Genomic DNA, 16393 nt, shown 5'->3' with positions numbered 1-16393 from the left:
CTGTGCGGGGGTGCCGCCGCTTCGCCGTGCGCCGCCCACGACGGCGCCGTACGGGAACAGCTGTGTGGACGTGCGCGGAAATGACCGGCGGTACGGGGAAGTCATCAGAAGTGCGCACCGAATGTCGCGCGAGGAATGTGGCCCAGAGCACATTGCTTCGTTTAATGCGCAAAGAAATTCGGATGGCGACCGGGGGCCGGACCGGGGTGCGGTCCATGGATCCCCACCCATGAACCGCACCCGGCTTACCCCCGTCGGGTACGGAGCCGCACCGTCGCCCACCGCCGCCGAACACACAAAGCCCCCCACGGCCTTCACGTGCTCATCCGGTGGGCACCGGATGCGTACCCGACGTCGTACAGCCTTTCGGGTGAAGCGGAACGGGGCGAGACCTTTCACTTCTGGCCGAAACCCCGTGGTGACCTCCTGTGACGGTCCGCATACCCTTCGGTGGGGGAAATTGCGGATGCAACAGGTGGGGGAGTAGTGCTGCGTATCCATGTGTCCAGGCTGGACCTTTCGCGGGTGCGGATGGCCACGAGGCCGGACGCGTTGTGGGAAACCATTCTCAGTTTTCACCGGATCAGGGACCGGCGTGCCTCAACCGTGTTCGGGAAATGGCGGACGGAATCCCGGGCGCGGTTGAATGGTGAAGCACAGCTGCTGGCGGCGGTCGTTCCGCCCCGCGGCTATTTCCCGGATTTCCTGACGCCCTCTCAGGAAGGCGCCGAACCGTTCGGACTCGACGTCGGGATGGAGGCCCTGCGCGACACCCCCGCCGACCGGGTCCACGCCGAGCTGGAGCTGCTGGCCGCCGGCCGGATGCGGCGGCGGGCAGACCGGCCGGTCGGTCAGCGGGCCGCCGGAGCGGGACGGGCGAGCGCGGCGCTGCCCGCCGCGCTGATGGAGGGCCGTGCCGAGCCGCTCGCCCGGCTCATCGGCGCGCTGCGCAGCTACCACCACGCGGCCGTCGAGCCCTACTGGCCGCACATCCGGGCCAGCGTCGAGGCGGACCGGGCCGTGCGCGGCCGGGCCCTGCTGGACGGCGGCGCGGACGGGCTCCTGGCCACCCTGCCGCCGATGATCCGGTGGCGCCCACCCGTGCTGGAGGCGGACTACCCGGTCGACCGCGATCTGTACCTGGACGGGCGCGGGCTGCTGCTCCAGCCGTCGTTCTTCTGCCGGGGCACTCCCGTCGTCTACCGCGACCCGTCGCTCCCGCCGGTCCTCGTCTACCCGGTCACCAACCCCGGCGCCCCGGTCTTCGCCGAGCCCGGCCCCTGGCTCGGCCGGCTCGTCGGGCACACCCGCTCGGCCGTCCTGTCGTCCATCGGCAGCGGCTGCACCACCAGCGAACTCGCCCGCAGGGCCGGGGTGTCGATGGCCTCGGCGAGCCAGCACGCCTCCGTGCTGCGCGAGGCGGGCCTGGTCCTGACGCTGCGCCACGGCAGCTCGGTCCTGCACACGCTGACCCCGCTCGGCGGCTCCCTGCTGCGCGGCGGCGCCCCGCTCGCCCTGCCCTGAGCGGCCCGGCCGCAGGCCCCGGGGGCCGCCTCAGCCCTCCGCCAGCAGCGCCGCGAGGACCCCGAGCCGCTCCTTCCAGAACGCCTTGTACGCGGCCACGGCCCCGGCGTCCGCCAGCTTCTCGTGCCCCAGCCCCACCCGGGTGCGGCCGTCCGGCAACGGCGTCAGCCACAGGGTGAGACGGCCCGCCTCCCCGCCGGCGTCCCGGAATCCGGCGGACAGCGACTTGCCGGTCCGGCCGGTACGGACGTCCAGTTCGACGCCGGGCAGCCAGCGTTCGCGCAGGGCGGCGTCCGTGAAGGCGGACATGACCCGCTCCGGTGGCGCGGCCACCGTACGGCTCCCGGAGGTGTTCCAGTCCCCGGAGGAGGACTGCCCCACCTCGCGCAGCCCGCGCTCCTGCTCGTACCCCACGGAGACGGACTGGGCGTACCAGCCGTCCACACCGTGCTCGTCGCGCAGATGGGCGGCGATCTCGGCGTGCGGGTGCTCCGTCGCGCCCCAGGCGTCCAGCACGGCGAACCAGCCCTCCCAGTCCCGGCCGGTCGCCTCCCGCAGGGACTGTGCCGAAACCTTCTCCGTGATGCGTCTGCCCGCCGGTCCGCTCATGGCTCCGACTCTAGGGCCTCTCGTCTGGATCAGGCCGGGCTCGCGGGGTCCGGCCGGTGCAAGGCGGCAGGACGCGCACGGCGGCGGAAATTCTTTCCGCGTACGGCGATGAGTTCCGGGCGGAGCCGCCGTCTAACCCCTCGAAAGCGCCGGACGGACCACCGCGGGCGCCACCGGACAGAGGAAGAGGAAACGACCATGGCTCAGATGATCTTCGTGAACCTGCCCGTGAAGGACCTGGAGACCACGGTGGGCTTCTTCGGGAAGCTCGGATTCACGACCAACCCGCAGTTCAGCGACGACAAGACCGCGTGTCTGGTCATCAGCGACACGATCTTCGCCATGCTGATGACGGAGCCGCGCTTCAAGGACTTCACCAAGAAGGACATCGTCGACGCCTCGAAGGCGACCGAGGTCATCCTCGCGCTCAGCGCCGACAGCCGCGAGAAGGTCGACGAGATCGTCGACGCGGCGCTGGCCTCCGGCGGGTTCCCGGCGGGCGAGACGCAGGACATGGGCTTCATGTACGGCCGCTCGTTCCAGGACCCCGACCACCACATCTGGGAGGTCATGTGGATGGACGCGTCCGCCGTCGAGGGCCAGGCCTGAGCCGCAGGGCGTGCGCCGGGGCCGACGACGGCCACCGGCGCACGCGGGGCGTCGGCGTCAGCCGCGGAACGGCCCCTTCACCTCGTACGTGATGCCCCCGGAGGAGCTTCCGCTCGTCCCGCGCTGCGAGGAGAAGTAGAGCCGGCTGCCGTCCGGCGAGAACGCGGGCCCGGTGATCTCCGAACCGGACTGGCCGGTGATCCGCAGGAACGGGGCCACCGTGTCGTCCGGTGTGATCAGGCAGATCTCCATGTTCCCGCCGTCCTCCGCGATGTAGAGGTCGCCGGACCCGGACCGGGTGACGTTGTCCACGCCGGTCAGCGGGGCCGAGCCGCCCGTCACCAGCGAGTCGTCGTAGGCGAGCGAGATCGACGACGTGTTCGCGTCGTACGCCCACACCCGGTTGTCGCCCTTGGTGGTGAACCAGCAGGTGCCCGCCGCGTAGAAGCAGCCCTCACCGCCGTTGAACACCTTCGCCCCGGACACCTGGCGCCGCGTCTGCGTGGAGGAAGCGGCCGGATCCGGGACGTTCGCCCAGGTCACCGGCCCCGATGTGCCGGTGCCGGCCACCAGCACCTGAAGGGTGCCGCTCGACAGATTCCCCCAGGACGTGGGCCGGAAGCGGTAGAAGCGGCCGTCGCTCTCGTCCTCGGTGAGGTAGACGTAACCGTGGTCCGGGTCGGCGGCGGCCGCCTCGTGCTTGAAGCGGCCCATCGCCGGACGCCGCACCGCCGCGTTCACCCCCCAGGGATCGGTCTCGTACACGTACCCGCGGGTGACCTCCTCGCAGGACAGCCAGGTGTTCCACGGGGTCGCGCCGCCCGCGCAGTTGTTGTTCGTGTCGCCCAGGATCCGGTACGCGGCGGTCACCGTCCCCGAGGAGTCGAACTTCACCGCGCTGGCCCCGCCGCCGCTGCTCGGGGACACCTCGGCGTTGGAGACGTAGATCCAGCCCGAGCCGTCGGCGTACGTCGCCCCGCCGTCGGGCGCGCTGTGCCAGCGGTAGGAGGTGCCGGGCACGGTCTGCCCGGAGCGGGCGACGATGCGGCTGGTGAAGCCGCTCGGCAGCTGGATGCCGTTGCCGTTGGCCGCCTGGAGGGCGCCGTACGGGCCGGGGGCCGGCTGGGCCGGGTCGGCGAAGGCGGCGCCCCGCCACAGCGTGCCGCCGAAGGCCGCCGCCGAGCTTCCGACCACGGCGGTGCGCAAAAAGGTCCGACGTTCCACGATCACTCCACGCATGAGTGAGGGCCCGCCGCTCCGGACGGACCGGCGGGTCGCGCGTCAGGACTGTAGGAGTGCGGAGTTGACGGAGTGTCAAGGGAAGGTGAACGGGCGGCGGAGGGGTTGCGCAGGGGCCCCGGCCGGCCGGGTCAGTCCGCCCGTACGGCGAACACCGGCACCGCCGCCTCCTCGTCGTCCAGGCATGCTCCCGTCGCCAGGTCGAAGCGCTGCTTCAACAGCGGCGAGGCCACGAACGGCCCTCCGGCCGCGGAGCCGAGCAGGCCGCGCGAGAGGACGTACGCCCCGGTGAACGGGTCCCGGTTGCCGATCGCGTACACCCGCCCCGCCCGGTCCATGAAGACGGCGGCCTGGTCCCCGTCCGGCAGGAGCACCGCGAGGCCCCGCCCGGGGGTCAGCAGCCCCCGTTCGCAGACCGTCAGCCAGTCCTCCCCGTGGGCGATCCGGACGGATCCGGTGTCCTGCGCTGTCGTGGTCGTCGCGGTGGTCATCAGGATGCGGTCCCTTCGAGAGTGCGGACGGCGAGGACGGGTCCCGCGAGCAGTTCCAGATCGGGCTTGATCTGGTCCCGCTCCGGAACGAACCTCACCGAGGGGTCGGGGGCGTCGGGCGCGTTGACGAAGGTGACGAAGCGGCGCAGCCGCTCCGGGTCGTTGATGGTCTCGGCCCACTCGTCGCGGTAGCCGGAGACGTGGTCGGCCATCAGCCGCTCCAGCTCCTCGCAGAGTCCCAGCGAGTCGTGGACGACCACGTCCCGGACGTGCTCCAGGCCGCCGTCGATCCGCTCCAGCCAGGCGGAGGTGCGCTCCAGGCGGTCGGCGGTGCGGATGTAGAACATCAGGAACCGGTCGATCAGCCGCACCAGTTCGGCGTCGCCGAGGTCCTGGGCCAGCAGGTCCGCGTGGCGCGGGGTCGCCCCGCCGTTGCCGCCGACGTACAGGTTCCAGCCCTGGGCGGTGGCGATGATCCCGAAGTCCTTGCCCCGGGCCTCCGCGCACTCGCGGGCGCAGCCGGAGACCGCGGACTTCAGCTTGTGCGGGGAGCGCAGGCCCCGGTAGCGCAGCTCCAAATCGATCGCCATCTTCACCGAGTCCTGCACGCCGTAGCGGCACCAGGTCTGCCCCACACAGGACTTGACCGTGCGCAGCGACTTCCCGTACGCGTGCCCGGACTCGAAGCCCGCGTCCACGAGCCGGGTCCAGACCAGCGGCAGCTGGTCGACCCGGGCGCCGAAGAGGTCGATGCGCTGGCCGCCGGTGATCTTCGTGTAGAGGCCGAAGTCGCGGGCCACCTCGCCGATGACGATGAGCTTCTCCGGGGTGATCTCGCCGCCGGGGATGCGCGGGACGATCGAATACGACCCGTTGCGCTGGAGGTTGGCCAGAAAGTGGTCGTTGGTGTCCTGGAGCGCCGCCTGCTCGCCGTCCAGCACATAGCCGCTCGCGCCGACCGTGGGGGCGAGCGAGGCGATGACCGAGCCGACCGTCGGCTTGCAGACCTCGCAGCCGTCGCCGCCGCGCGCCTCCTCGCGGCCGTGCGAGTCGAGCAGTTCCACGAACGAGGTGACTTCCAGGGTGCGGACGATCTCGTACAGCTCGCTGCGGCTGTACGGAAAGCAGCCGCACAGCCCCGCGTCCTCGGGCGGCGGCATCAGCTGCCCGATCACCTTCAGGCAACTGCCGCAGCCCGTACCGGCCTTGGTGCACTTCTTCACCTCGGGCAGCGCGGTGTGCTCGCAGATCGCGCCCTTGGTCACGTTGTGGCAGGAGCAGATCACCGCCTCGTCGGGCAGCGCGGAGGGGCCGAGCGCCACCGGTCCGCCCGCCCCGGCCGGCAACACCAGCTGCTCGGGGGCGACCGGCAGCACCGTGCCCGTCATCGGCCGCAGCGTGCCGTAAGTCTCCGCGTCCCCGACCAGCACCCCGCCCAGCAGGGTCCCGTCCCGCCCGATCACCAGCTTCTTGTAGATCCCCGACCGGGCGTCGGAGTACACGACGTCGAGCGACCCCTCGGCGCTCCCGTGCGCGTCGCCGAACGAGGCCACGTCCACCCCGAGCAGCTTCAGCTTCGTCGACAGGTCCGCGCCCGTGAACGCGGACCGGCCGCCCGCGATCACCTCGGCCGCCGCCAGGGCCATCTCGTAGCCCGGCGCGACCAGCCCGTACACCCGGCCGTCGGCGGCCAGCGCGCACTCGCCGATCGCGAACACCGCCGGGTCCGAGGTCCGGCACTCCTCGTCCACGACGATCCCGCCGCGCTCCCCGACCGCCAGGCCGCACTCCCGGGCCAGCTGGTCCCGGGGCCGTACGCCCGCCGAGAAGACGACGAGATCGACGGCGAGCGAGGAACCGTCCGACAGGACCATCCCGTTCACCGCCCCGTCCGCGCCCGTGGTGACCTCCTGCGTGCCGACCCCCGTGTGCACGGCCAGCCCCATGTCCTGAATCGTCCGCAGCAGCGCCGCGCCGCCGCCCTCGTCCACCTGGACCGGCATCAGCCGGGGCGCGAACTCCACGACATGCGTGGACAGTCCGAGCCCCTTCAGCGCCCCGGCCGCCTCCAGACCGAGCAGCCCGCCGCCCACCACCGCACCGGTGGCCGCGCCCTTCGCGTACTCCTCGATCGCGAGCAGGTCCTCGATGGTCCGGTACACGAAGCAGCCCCGGGCGTCCTTCCCCGGCACCGGCGGCACAAAGGGGTACGAGCCCGTCGCCAGCACCAGCGTGTCGTACGGGAACACCGCCCCGGACCGCGCGGTCACCGTCCGCCCCGCCCGGTCCACGGCCGTCGCCGGGTCGCCGATGTACAGCTCGATGCCGTGCCGGTCCATGAAGTCCGGCTCCACCAGTGAGAGATCCTCGGGGCTCCGCCCATCGAAGTACGAGGTCAGCCGCACCCGGTCGTAGGCGGGCCGGGGCTCCTCGCAGAGCACGACGACCCGGGCGCCGCCGGCCGCCGGGGTCAGCCCGCGGTCGGCCAGGGCCTCCAGGAACCGCTGGCCGACCATGCCGTGCCCGACGACCACGATCGTCGGGACGGCGGTGTGCGCCTGGGCGTTCGGGGTGCTGGGCTCCGGCATCTCAGTGGCCTCCGTCGGTTGTCCTCATGCCCTGAGCCTGGGCGGGAGGTGTTACCCGGCCGCATCCCGCCTGTTTCCCGGGCGGAACCTTGCGCTCAGCGACCGGGCCGGGGCCCTGTGAGGGACCGGTGAGGAGGGATGGGCGACAGCCGTCTAATGTCGGTTCGTGCCTGACATAACGCTGACGACCCTGGTTCTCCTCTGCCTCGCCGCGGCCGCCGCGGGCTGGATCGACGCGGTGGTGGGCGGTGGCGGCCTGCTGCTCCTGCCCGCGCTGCTGCTCGGCCTGCCGCACGTCCCGGCGGCCCATGTGCTCGGCACCAACAAGGCCGTCGCGATCGTGGGCACCTCCGGCGCGGCGGTGACCTTCCTGCGCAAAGCCCCGGTACGGGTGGGGCTGGCGGTGCGGGTCGGACTGATGGCGCTCGCCGGGTCGATGACCGGGGCGTTCTTCGCCGCCGGGATCAGCAGCGAGCTGCTCCGCCCGGTGATCATGGTCGTGCTGCTGGGGGTCGCCGCCTTCGTCATGCTGCGCCCGTCCTTCGGTACGGCGGCGGCGGGCGACGGCACGGACCGGCCGGTCACCCGGGCCCGGATCATCACGGCGATCGTGCTGGTCGGCGGCGGGATCGGCTTCTACGACGGGCTGTTCGGGCCGGGCACCGGCACCTTCCTGGTGCTGGCCCTGACCGCCGTGCTGCACCTGGACCTGGTGACCGCCTCGGCCACCGCGAAGATCGTCAACGTGTGCACGAACGCCGGGGCGCTGGCGATGTTCGCGTACCAGGGCACCGTGCTGTGGCAGCTCGCGGCCGTGATGGCGGTGTTCAACCTGGCGGGCGGGATGATCGGGGCCCGGATGGCGCTGAGCCGGGGGAGCGGCTTCGTCCGGGCGGTGCTGCTGACCGTGGTGTTCTCGCTGGTCGCCAAGCTGGGCTTCGACCAGTGGAACGCGTGAGAGCGGCGGGTCTGCTCGGCGCAGGTGGGCTCAGCGCACGTCCGCTCAGCGCGTGTCGCCTCAGCGCACGTCGGTGAGGTGCGCGTACGCCACCACGTTGCCCTGGTAGCCGGTCTCCTCGGAGAAGCCGCCGCCGCAGGTGATCAGCCGGAGCGAGGCGTGCGGCGAGTCGCCGTAGACGCGCTGGTCGGGGAAGTCGTCGTTGTCGTAGACCTCGATGGCGTCGATCGAGAACACGGCCGTGCGTCCGTCCTCGCGGTCCACCTCGACGCCGGTCCCCTTGGTCAGGGCGCCCAGGGCGTAGAAGACGGACGGCCCCTCCGCGTTGTCCACGTGCCCCGCGACGATCGCGGTGCCCCGCGCGCCGGGCGGGACGCCGCCCCCGAACCAGCCCGCGAGGTTGCGGTCCTCGTCCGGCGGTACGTCGAGGCTGCCGTCGGCGGCCAGCCCCAGCCGGGTCATCGGCGCGTCCACATCGATGCTGGGGATGCGGATGCGGACCGGCTCGGAGGGGTTCAGCGGCTCGGCGACCGGGGAGCCGGGCTGGAGCTGGGGCCCGGCGGCGAAGGCCTGGGCGCTGGAGGGCTGCGGCGGGATCAGCTGGCCGCCGGGGCCGTTCTGGATGAGCCAGATGCCGCACAGCACGGCGATGCCCACCAGCCAGCCCTTGGCCTTCTGCGCGCTGGGGGACATCGCATCGTCCTCGGTCGGTGGTCCGGGGCGGGCGGGACGCGCTCGGGGACGCGCCCCGCCCGGTCAGGGGGAAGCGGCGGTTCAGCTTCCTTCGGCGCCCTCGGAGTGGCGGCGCAGCATCCACAGTCCGCCCACGGCGGCCAGGCCGATCACACCGACGCCGAGAGCGACCTGCGTGGAGTTCGGTTCGACGCTGCCGCCGACCCCGGTCCGCACATGGCCGGACGGGCGGTCGTGGATCGGCTTCTCGTGCCTGCCGCCGCCGATCACCTTGAGGTCGCCGACCGCGTCCTTGCCGTTGTCGCAGGAGACGACGATCTCGTAGGTGCCGGGCCGGGTGTCGTGCGGCACGGTGAACTGGCCGACCACGACGTCCTTGTGGGTGCCGGGGCGCATGTCGAAGTCCCCGGCGTCCAGTTCGTTCGCGTCGCCGATGCCGGAGCCCTTCTTGCCGCAGGCGGTGGTGCTCACGGTGATGGTGGCGCCGGGGGGAGCGGTCGCGGGGGTGATCTCCAGGCGGCCGAAGTCACCCGCGTACGCGGACGGAGCGGCGGCGGTGAGACCGAACGCGATGACGGTGAACGCGGCACCGACGGTGCCGGTCACGAGGCGGGCAGGACTGCGCATGGGGATCCTCCGGGCAGACGGCGCGAGCGGGTGTGTCCTGTCCCCGAGCCAACGGGGGCCCGGCCCGGCACGCCTTCTGACACCGGGTCAGTTTTCACTCGTACGGACCGGCGCGGCACCCTTGCCGGAATGGATCACCGCAGGTCAAGGGGGTGCGGCTGGGCCGTTCGGTCCGTACCGGCGGGCCGGGTGCCGATCGGGTGAGGGGCGGAAGTGAGATGTGATGCAGGTCACATGAATGACCTCGCGGGCCCCGGGCACACGCAAGACACCCCCCCCACGGGACGGATCCCCGCCCCCCACGGCACCCGCCCCCACCGGCCCACTCCCCCCTGGACCGGTGGGGGCGGTGTCGGATCCGCCTCCGGCTCGCCGTCCCCGGCCCGCCGCCGCTCGGGGCGGCCAGGCCCCTCGCTCGGTGGTCCGGCTCGTGTCCGTGGCCGGGCCCCGCCCGCCGCCCGCTCTGCGGTCACGCCCCGTCCGCGGCGCTCCAGACGATCTTCGGCGGGCGCACCCGGGCGCACAGCGGCTGCCCCTTGGCGTCGGTGAGTCCGAGCCGCCCGGTCAGGCGCCCGGAGCGCGCGGCGGCTTCGAGAACGGCCGAATCGATGTCGTCGAACATCAGCTTGGCGCGCCGGAACATGGTGAAGACCCCGGCGTCGTCCACCGTGCCCCACGACAGATAGACGAACCGCCCGCCCAGCCGGTTCTGGACGTAGGGACCCGACACCTCGATCCCGTCCGCCGTCGCCGTGGCCGTGCAGTCGAGCACCCATGACGCGGTGGGGGCGTCCCCGGGGTGCAGGCCGAGCAACTCGCCCGGCCGGTCCTTGCGCTGGACGCCGACGTGGATGTTCTCGTACCCGGGGAAGTCGCTGTCCGGGCCGCAGGTGCGACCGGGGAGGGCCGAGGCCTCGATATGGATCTGCATGCCCCCATGGTCCGGCACGGCCGGGCCCGACGGCCCCGGCCCGCCGTCCGGCCGCCTCACACGGCGTCCTGCGGAGCGCTGTCGTGCACCGAGCCCAGGTCCTTCATCAGCCTCTCGTCCACCGCGAACGCGGTGCCGTCGATCCGCCGCACCGGCGCAATGCCCTGCGAGTTACAGACGAAGGCGGCGCGGAAGCGGCCCACCCCGTCCGGCCCGTCCAGCGTCACCGGACGGCGGACCGAGGGCCGTCCGTCCCGCTCCAGGCCCTCTTCCAGCAGGGCCATCGTGATACCGGCGAGCGCCGGGGCGTCGGGCCACACCACCGAGGCCCCGTCCCAGAAGCCGATGTTGGTGATCGCCCCCTCGGTCACCACTCCGCCCGGCGCGGTCAGCAGCGCCTCGTCGAACCCCGCCCGCCCGGCCAGCATCCCGTAGTACGTCTGCCCGAACTCGCCCGGCCGCTTGATGTGCGGGGCCGAGCGCGCGTACGGCACCGACATCAGGCTCCGCGCCGCGGCCGGCATGACGGCGGGCTCGCGGACCGTCACCATCAGGGTCGTGCGCGTCGCGCCGGGCGGCAGGTAGCCGTTCACCCGCACCGAGGCGTCCCGCCGCCCCGCGCCGTCCAGGGCGTGCCGGATCAGCTCCCGCACCCGGTCGCCGTCCACCGGCAGCTCGAACAGTTCCCGGTTCGCGGCGTCCAGCCGGGCGAGGTGCAGGCCGAGGCCCCGCACCCTGCCGTCCCGCACCTGGAGGGCGGTGAAGTGGCCGAAGCCGTACAGGGCGGGGATCCGCAAGGTCTCCTCGGTGGCCGGCCGGCCGTCGAGCTCGATGTGGGGCGCGGGCGGGTGCGTCGTCATGCGGCCACCGTAGGGCGTGCCGTTCGGATCATGTCGGGGCCTCTACGTACGCCGGATACGGACGGGGCTTGACCTCAACCATGGTTGAGGCTGGATGGTCGACCTCATGGACACCACAGCCACATCCACGCAGCCCACCGCATCCACCGCGCCCACCGCCCCCCTGAAGGTGGCCGTCATCCTCGGCAGCAACCGCGACGGCCGGTTCGGTCCCGTCATCGCCGACTGGTTCCTGGCCCGCGCGGCGCGTCACCCCGGCATCGAGACCGAGCTGATCGACGTCGTCGAGGCCGCCCTTCCCACCGCGATCACCTTCCACCCCGGACCCGAGGAAGCCGCGCGGATCGGCGCGGTCTCCGAGCGGCTCGCGGCGGCCGACGCCTTCGTCGTCCTCACCCCCGAGTACAACCACTCGTTCCCCGCACCGCTGAAGAGCCTCATCGACTGGCACGGCCCGGAATGGCACGCCAAACCCGTCGCCTTCGTCAGCTACGGCGGCATCTCCGGCGGTCTGCGTGCCGTCGAACAGCTCCGGCAGGTCTTCGCCGAACTGCACACCGTCACCGTCCGCGACACCGTGTCCTTCCACAACGCGGGCGCCCTCTTCGACGACACGGGGCGCCATCTGGAGCCGGGCCCCGCCGACGCGGCCGCCAAGACGCTGCTGGACCAGCTGGTGTGGTGGGGCGCCGCCCTGCGCGACGCCAGGAATGCCCGCCCGTACGGCGCCTGACCCGCCGTGGGCCGACAATCGCATCGAAGGCCCACGGGCAGGAAGCCCGCCGCACTCCGAGGAGACCGACGATGACAGCGCCGCCGGCATGGCTGACCGTACTGACCACGACCGACAGCGAGGACAAGGCGCACGCCCTGGCGCAGTCGGCGGTGGAGGCCCGGCTGGCGGCCTGCGCGCAGATCTCCGCCCCCGTCACCTCCGTCTACCGGTGGCAGAACGCCATCGAGACGACCGAGGAGTGGCAGGTGCTCCTGAAGACCACGGCGGAGCGCTACGCCGAGCTGGAGGAGCACCTCCAGCGGGAGCACGACTACGAAACGCCGGAGATCATCGCCCTGCCGGTGATCCGGGGCAGCGCCCGCTACCTCGGCTGGGTGACGGCGGAGACGGCGCCCCCGGCAGCCCTGTGACGGCGGCCATGACCACGACCGTCCCCGGCGGCCCCGTCGCCGCCGAGCTGCCCTTCTTCGTGTACGGGACGCTGTTGCCGGGCGAACCCAACCACGACCTGTTCCTCCGGGGCCGTACGGCGGGGGAGCGCCCGGCCGTGCTGCCCCGGGCCCTGCTCTACGACGGCCCGGGCTACCCCTACGCGATCGACGGCCACGGCCGCGTCCACGGCACCCTGCTCGTCGCCGCGCCCGGGGTGTACGGGGAACTGCTCGGGCTGCTGGACCACCTGGAGGAGTTCCTCGGCCCCGGCCACCCGCGCAACCTGTACGAACGCGTCGTCCGCGAGATCGAGCTGCCGTACGGGGGCGAGCGGCCGGCGGAGCGGGAACCACCGGCGGAGCGGGAACCGCCGGTCGAGAGGGAGCGGCCCGCCTGGGAGGATGCGCCCGCCGAGGAGGAGCAGCCCGGCGCCGGAGAGACCGTGCGGGCCTGGGTCTACCTCGCCGCCACCGCCGTCACCCGCTCGCTCCGGACCGGCGGCGTCCTCATCCCCGAGGGCCGCTGGGTCACCGGCCGGACGCCGGGCGGCCCGGACACCCCGTGACGCCGCCGGGCTTCACCCGCCCGGCGTAACCGGCACGGCTCACCGCCGCGCGGCGGTGAGCCGTGCCGGATCGGCCCGTCAGCGCGCTCCGGCCGCCAGCGCCTCCGTCACGCCCAGCTCCTGGGGCCCCAGGAAGCGCGGGTCGGGCCGGAGCAGGGCGTCCAGGGCCGCCTTGCCCGAGGCCGCCAGCTCCCGGGCCCCGCCGTAGTACCAGGTCGCGTCCCGTGGTTCGTCGACCCCGACGCCGTACGCGTCGATCCCGGCGGACCGGCACAGCGCGACCGCCCGGTGGATGTGGAATCCCTGGCTCACCAGCACCGCCCGGTCGACCCCGAAGATCTTCTTGGCCCGGACACAGGAGTCCCAGGAGTCGAATCCGGCGTAGTCGCTCACGATCCGCCCGTCGGGCACCCCGCGCCCGGTGAGATACGTGCGCATCGCGTCCGGCTCGTCGTACTCCACCCGGCTGTTGTCCCCGGTGACGAGGACGACCTTCACCTTCCCGGTGCGGTACAGCTCGGCCGCCGCGTCCAGCCGGTGCGCGAGGTACGGGGTCGGGCGGCCCTGCCACAGCCCGGCCCCGAACACCACGGCGACCTCCCGCGCCGGAGCCTCGGCCGTCGTGCCCACCCGGTCCCCGGCCTCCAGCCGCATCCAGGTCGCGGGCACGAGAGCCAGCGCACAGGCGGCCATCAGCCCCTGCACCAGCCGCCGTTGAACCCGCCGGGTGCGCGGCAGCCGCAGCACGGCGGGCCGCCCGCGCAGCCGCTCAACGACGAGGCGCTCCAGCGGCAGCAGCCCCTTCAGCCGCCCGGGCAGCTTCCGTCTCTCCCCGCTCATCCCACCCACCGCGACCCCCACTCGTCCAACCGTCCGTCGCGCCGTGCGCGCTCGGTTCCCCCACCCCACCTGACGACCGGAACGCCGCAAAGGTTCGCGCGCCGCCCCGGTTGTGGCATCCGACACCAGCGCGTCCGACACCGGCCGCCCACCGATCGTCCGGGGCTCCGCACACCGCTGCCGCCCCCACCGTGAGGCGGCGGAAAAAGCCCGTGACCCTCACGCAACGGCCCGGCAACCTCCGCCCGGCACCATAGGTCCATGACGGAGCCGGCCCCGGAACAGCCCCACCAGCCACCCCCGATGCCCGACAGCGCCGCGCACCTCCTCACCCGCATCACCGACCAGCTGGGCGCTCAGCTCAGCCTCGTCTCCCGGAACGGAACCCGCAGACCCATGCACCGCACCCGGCAGCCCGACCGCCCCGCAGCGGACGGCCGCGCGTCCGCCCCGGCCCTGGTCGCCGTAGCGCACGGCAGCCGCGACCCGGAGGCGCTGCGCACCGTGCTGGCCCTCCTGGACCGGGTCCGCGAGCTGCGCCCCGGCCTCGACGTCCGGCTCGGCCACATCGAGCTGAACGCACCACTGCTCCCGGACACCCTGGACGGCCTGCGCGGGTCCGACGCCGTCCTCGTACCGCTGCTCCTGGGACGCGGCCACCACGTCAAGCGCGACCTGCCCGCGGCGGCGGCCGCCGCCCCCGGCGTACGCACCCGGATCGCAGCGCCCCTCGGCCCGCACCCGCTGCTCGTCGAGGCGCTGTACGGGCGGCTCGTCGACGCCGGCTGGGACCCCGCCGACCGGGGCGGCCGGCGCGCCGCCGTGGTCCTCGCCGCCGCCGGGTCCCGCGACCCCGACTCCGCCCAGGACACCCGGCGCACCGCCCGCCTGCTCGCGACGCGCCTCGGCGTGCCCGTCGTCCCCGCGTACGCCTCCGCCGCCACGCCCACCGTCCCGGCGGCCCTGCGCGCGCTCGCCGCCCGAGGACGCCACCGGACCTTCGTCGCCTCCTGCTTCACCGCCCCCGGACGCTTCGCGAGCGCCTGCGCCGCCGCCGTACCGGACCGGGCCGCCGCTCCGCTCGGCGCCCACCCGGCGCTGGCCCGCCTCGTGCTGCACCGCTACGACCAGGCGCTGACCGCCGGAGCCCCGTCCGACGCGGTGAGCTTGCTCGCTTCCGCCTGACATCCCGGCCCGCTCACGCCACGTTGTCCGTCCCGGTCGCTACTGTCGGGACCATGGACGGCACACAGGGCGCACACGGGGCAGAGCGGACACACGGCGCGCAGAGCGCACAGGGCGCACCGGGCGGATGGGGGGCGAGCCCCTACGGGCCCGCCGACACCGAGCGCTTCGACACCGAGGAGGACAAGCGCCCCGGCCGTACCGCCTTCCAGCGCGACCGCGCCCGGGTCCTGCACTCCGCCGCCCTGCGCCGGCTCGCCGGGAAGACCCAGGTGGTGACGCCCGGCACCCGCTCCCTCGTCTGGGACGCCAGCCCCCGCACCCGGCTCACCCACTCCCTGGAGTGCGCCCAGGTCGGCCGTGAGCTCGGCGCGGTCCTCGGCTGCGATCCCGACCTGGTGGAGACGGCCTGCCTGGCCCACGACATGGGCCACCCGCCGTTCGGCCACAACGGCGAGCAGGCGCTCAACGACTTCGCCTCCGACTGCGGCGGCTTCGAGGGCAACGCCCAGTCGCTGCGCCTGCTGACCCGCCTGGAGCCCAAGCGCTTCGTCCGCGACCCGCGCACCGGCGAACTGGTCAGCGTCGGCCTCAACCTCACCCGGGCCGCCCTGGACGCCGCCACCAAGTACCCCTGGCCGCGCGGCGCGCACCCCACCGACCCGCACTCGGTGAAGTTCGGGGTGTACGCGGACGACCTCCCGGTCTTCGCCTGGGCCCGCGAGGGCGCGCCCGAGGACCGCACCTGTTTCGAGGCCCAGGTCATGGACTGGTCCGACGACGTGGCGTACAGCGTGCACGACTTCGAGGACGGCCTGCACGCCGGGCACATCGACCCCAACTGCCTCTACGCCGAGCCGGAGCGCGCGGAGATCTGGGCGGTCGCCATCGGCCGGTACGTCCCCGCCGACACCGACCCGCAGGAGCTGTCCGAGGCCCTCGACCGGCTGATCGACCAGGACTGGTGGCCGCACGGCTACGACGGCTCAGCCGTGGCCCAGGCCCGGCTGAAGGACGCCACCAGCCAGCTCATCGGCCGCTTCTGCACCGAGGCGGAGACCGCGACCCGCGCGGTGTACGGCCCCGGCCCCCTCGGCCGGTACGGCGCGGAGCTGGTCGTCCCGCGCGCCGTGCGCCACGAGTGCGCGGTCCTCAAGGCGGTCGCCGACCGTTACGTGATGCAGCGCGCCGAACAGGAGACCCTCCGCGCCGACCAGCGCATCGTCATCGCCGAGCTGGCCGCCGCCCTCACCGCCCGCGCCCCCGAGGGCCTGGAGCCGCACTTCCGCGCCCTGTTCGACCAGGCCCCCGACGACCACGCCCGCAAGCGCGTCCTCGTCGACCAGATCGCCGCTCTCACCGACGCCTCCGCACGATCCCTGCACGCCGCACTCACCGCCCGTCACGGCTGACCGGCAGACTGGACGGGGCCGGACATCTGACCACTGGGTGTGACCTGTCCGGGGCACACCCTCTTTCGCCATCACGCTGCGTGCGGGACGCTCG

Annotated in this window: 17 protein-coding genes; 8 read left to right on the top strand and 9 right to left on the bottom strand. The window is 73.3% G+C overall.

Annotated features, from left to right (window positions below; all coding sequences use genetic code 11):
- Window positions 1-486 precede the first annotated feature (486 nt).
- Window positions 487-1524, top strand: a complete 1038-nt coding sequence (locus ACFWRV_RS01435; RefSeq protein ID WP_384326669.1) for an ArsR/SmtB family transcription factor — start codon at window positions 487-489, stop codon at window positions 1522-1524.
- Window positions 1525-1554: 30 nt separating this feature from the next.
- Here the strand turns inward: ACFWRV_RS01435 and ACFWRV_RS01430 are convergent, their stop codons facing one another.
- Window positions 1555-2133, bottom strand: coding sequence for a DUF4287 domain-containing protein (locus ACFWRV_RS01430; RefSeq protein ID WP_384326667.1), 579 nt, complete (start codon window positions 2131-2133; stop codon window positions 1555-1557).
- Window positions 2134-2331: 198 nt separating this feature from the next.
- Between ACFWRV_RS01430 and ACFWRV_RS01425 the strand changes: the two genes are divergently transcribed.
- Window positions 2332-2742 carry a VOC family protein gene (locus ACFWRV_RS01425; RefSeq protein ID WP_384326665.1) on the top strand — a complete coding sequence of 137 codons (411 nt, stop codon included), beginning with the start codon at window positions 2332-2334 and terminating at the stop codon, window positions 2740-2742.
- 57 nt (window positions 2743-2799) lie between these two features.
- Here ACFWRV_RS01425 and ACFWRV_RS01420 read toward each other — a convergent pair whose 3' ends face one another.
- The 3 genes from ACFWRV_RS01420 to nirB form a co-directional block, all read right to left on the bottom strand.
- Window positions 2800-3966 carry an alkaline phosphatase PhoX gene (locus ACFWRV_RS01420; RefSeq protein WP_384326663.1) on the bottom strand — a complete coding sequence of 389 codons (1167 nt, stop codon included), beginning with the start codon at window positions 3964-3966 and terminating at the stop codon, window positions 2800-2802.
- Window positions 3967-4112: 146 nt separating this feature from the next.
- The gene (gene nirD, locus ACFWRV_RS01415) at window positions 4113-4472 is read right to left on the bottom strand and encodes a nitrite reductase small subunit NirD (protein WP_384326661.1); all 360 of its coding nucleotides are present in this window, start codon (window positions 4470-4472) and stop codon (window positions 4113-4115) included.
- Window positions 4472-7060 (bottom strand): nitrite reductase large subunit NirB, encoded by a 2589-nt coding sequence (gene nirB / locus ACFWRV_RS01410; RefSeq protein ID WP_384326659.1) that lies wholly within the window; start codon window positions 7058-7060, stop codon window positions 4472-4474. The genes nirD and nirB overlap by 1 nt, the downstream gene beginning before the upstream one ends.
- Window positions 7061-7226: 166 nt before the next feature.
- On the opposite strand from nirB, the gene ACFWRV_RS01405 reads away from it, so the two are divergent.
- Window positions 7227-8018 (top strand): TSUP family transporter, encoded by a 792-nt coding sequence (locus tag ACFWRV_RS01405; RefSeq protein WP_384326657.1) that lies wholly within the window; start codon window positions 7227-7229, stop codon window positions 8016-8018.
- A gap of 60 nt (window positions 8019-8078) precedes the next feature.
- On the opposite strand, the gene ACFWRV_RS01400 is transcribed toward ACFWRV_RS01405, so the two are convergent.
- The 4 genes from ACFWRV_RS01400 to ACFWRV_RS01385 form a co-directional block, all read right to left on the bottom strand.
- Window positions 8079-8711, bottom strand: coding sequence for a class F sortase (locus ACFWRV_RS01400; RefSeq protein ID WP_384326655.1), 633 nt, complete (start codon window positions 8709-8711; stop codon window positions 8079-8081).
- Window positions 8712-8792: 81 nt separating this feature from the next.
- Entirely contained in the window at window positions 8793-9338 is a 546-nt protein-coding gene (locus tag ACFWRV_RS01395; RefSeq protein WP_384326654.1) for a hypothetical protein, read from the bottom strand.
- A 469-nt stretch (window positions 9339-9807) separates the two neighbouring features.
- Entirely contained in the window at window positions 9808-10269 is a 462-nt protein-coding gene (locus ACFWRV_RS01390; protein WP_384326652.1) for a DUF5990 family protein, read from the bottom strand.
- Window positions 10270-10325: 56 nt separating this feature from the next.
- The gene (locus ACFWRV_RS01385; protein ID WP_384326650.1) at window positions 10326-11129 is read right to left on the bottom strand and encodes an aminotransferase class IV family protein; all 804 of its coding nucleotides are present in this window, start codon (window positions 11127-11129) and stop codon (window positions 10326-10328) included.
- Between the two features lie 106 nt (window positions 11130-11235).
- Between ACFWRV_RS01385 and ACFWRV_RS01380 the strand changes: the two genes are divergently transcribed.
- From ACFWRV_RS01380 to ACFWRV_RS01370, 3 genes are all read left to right on the top strand, one after another.
- Window positions 11236-11862: an NADPH-dependent FMN reductase gene (locus tag ACFWRV_RS01380; RefSeq protein ID WP_384326648.1), complete on the top strand. Its 627-nt coding sequence runs from the start codon at window positions 11236-11238 to the stop codon at window positions 11860-11862.
- 71 nt (window positions 11863-11933) lie between these two features.
- A complete protein-coding gene (cutA, locus tag ACFWRV_RS01375) occupies window positions 11934-12275 on the top strand; it encodes a divalent-cation tolerance protein CutA (RefSeq protein WP_384326646.1) in 342 nt (113 codons plus the stop codon).
- A complete protein-coding gene (locus ACFWRV_RS01370; RefSeq protein ID WP_384326645.1) occupies window positions 12272-12862 on the top strand; it encodes a gamma-glutamylcyclotransferase family protein in 591 nt (196 codons plus the stop codon). The genes cutA and ACFWRV_RS01370 overlap by 4 nt, the downstream gene beginning before the upstream one ends.
- Window positions 12863-12940: 78 nt before the next feature.
- Here the strand turns inward: ACFWRV_RS01370 and ACFWRV_RS01365 are convergent, their stop codons facing one another.
- Window positions 12941-13702, bottom strand: a complete 762-nt coding sequence (locus ACFWRV_RS01365; RefSeq protein ID WP_384326644.1) for a vancomycin high temperature exclusion protein — start codon at window positions 13700-13702, stop codon at window positions 12941-12943.
- Window positions 13703-13963: 261 nt separating this feature from the next.
- Between ACFWRV_RS01365 and ACFWRV_RS01360 the strand changes: the two genes are divergently transcribed.
- Window positions 13964-14887, top strand: coding sequence for a sirohydrochlorin chelatase (locus ACFWRV_RS01360; RefSeq protein ID WP_384326642.1), 924 nt, complete (start codon window positions 13964-13966; stop codon window positions 14885-14887).
- Window positions 14888-14940: 53 nt separating this feature from the next.
- Window positions 14941-16299: a deoxyguanosinetriphosphate triphosphohydrolase gene (locus tag ACFWRV_RS01355; protein WP_384326640.1), complete on the top strand. Its 1359-nt coding sequence runs from the start codon at window positions 14941-14943 to the stop codon at window positions 16297-16299.
- Window positions 16300-16393: the final 94 nt, after the last annotated feature.

The sequence above is a fragment of the Streptomyces sp. NPDC058576 genome (assembly GCF_042718715.1).
GTDB lineage: Bacteria > Actinomycetota > Actinomycetes > Streptomycetales > Streptomycetaceae > Streptomyces.
This window is presented reverse-complemented; position numbering and strand designations above follow the sequence as displayed.

Excerpts from the sequence above, each read along its gene's own strand:
- ACFWRV_RS01430 (WP_384326667.1), bottom strand. The coding sequence starts at position 2,133 with ATGAGCGGACCGGCGGGCAGACGCATCACGGAGAAGGTTTCGGCACAG.
- ACFWRV_RS01425 (WP_384326665.1), top strand. The coding sequence starts at position 2,332 with ATGGCTCAGATGATCTTCGTGAACCTGCCCGTGAAGGACCTGGAGACC.
- nirD (WP_384326661.1), bottom strand. The coding sequence starts at position 4,472 with ATGACCACCGCGACGACCACGACAGCGCAGGACACCGGATCCGTCCGG.
- nirB (WP_384326659.1), bottom strand. The coding sequence starts at position 7,060 with ATGCCGGAGCCCAGCACCCCGAACGCCCAGGCGCACACCGCCGTCCCG.
- ACFWRV_RS01400 (WP_384326655.1), bottom strand. The coding sequence starts at position 8,711 with ATGTCCCCCAGCGCGCAGAAGGCCAAGGGCTGGCTGGTGGGCATCGCC.
- ACFWRV_RS01395 (WP_384326654.1), bottom strand. The coding sequence starts at position 9,338 with ATGCGCAGTCCTGCCCGCCTCGTGACCGGCACCGTCGGTGCCGCGTTC.
- ACFWRV_RS01390 (WP_384326652.1), bottom strand. The coding sequence starts at position 10,269 with ATGCAGATCCATATCGAGGCCTCGGCCCTCCCCGGTCGCACCTGCGGC.
- ACFWRV_RS01385 (WP_384326650.1), bottom strand. The coding sequence starts at position 11,129 with ATGACGACGCACCCGCCCGCGCCCCACATCGAGCTCGACGGCCGGCCG.
- ACFWRV_RS01380 (WP_384326648.1), top strand. The coding sequence starts at position 11,236 with ATGGACACCACAGCCACATCCACGCAGCCCACCGCATCCACCGCGCCC.
- cutA (WP_384326646.1), top strand. The coding sequence starts at position 11,934 with ATGACAGCGCCGCCGGCATGGCTGACCGTACTGACCACGACCGACAGC.
- ACFWRV_RS01365 (WP_384326644.1), bottom strand. The coding sequence starts at position 13,702 with ATGAGCGGGGAGAGACGGAAGCTGCCCGGGCGGCTGAAGGGGCTGCTG.
- ACFWRV_RS01360 (WP_384326642.1), top strand. The coding sequence starts at position 13,964 with ATGACGGAGCCGGCCCCGGAACAGCCCCACCAGCCACCCCCGATGCCC.
- ACFWRV_RS01355 (WP_384326640.1), top strand. The coding sequence starts at position 14,941 with ATGGACGGCACACAGGGCGCACACGGGGCAGAGCGGACACACGGCGCG.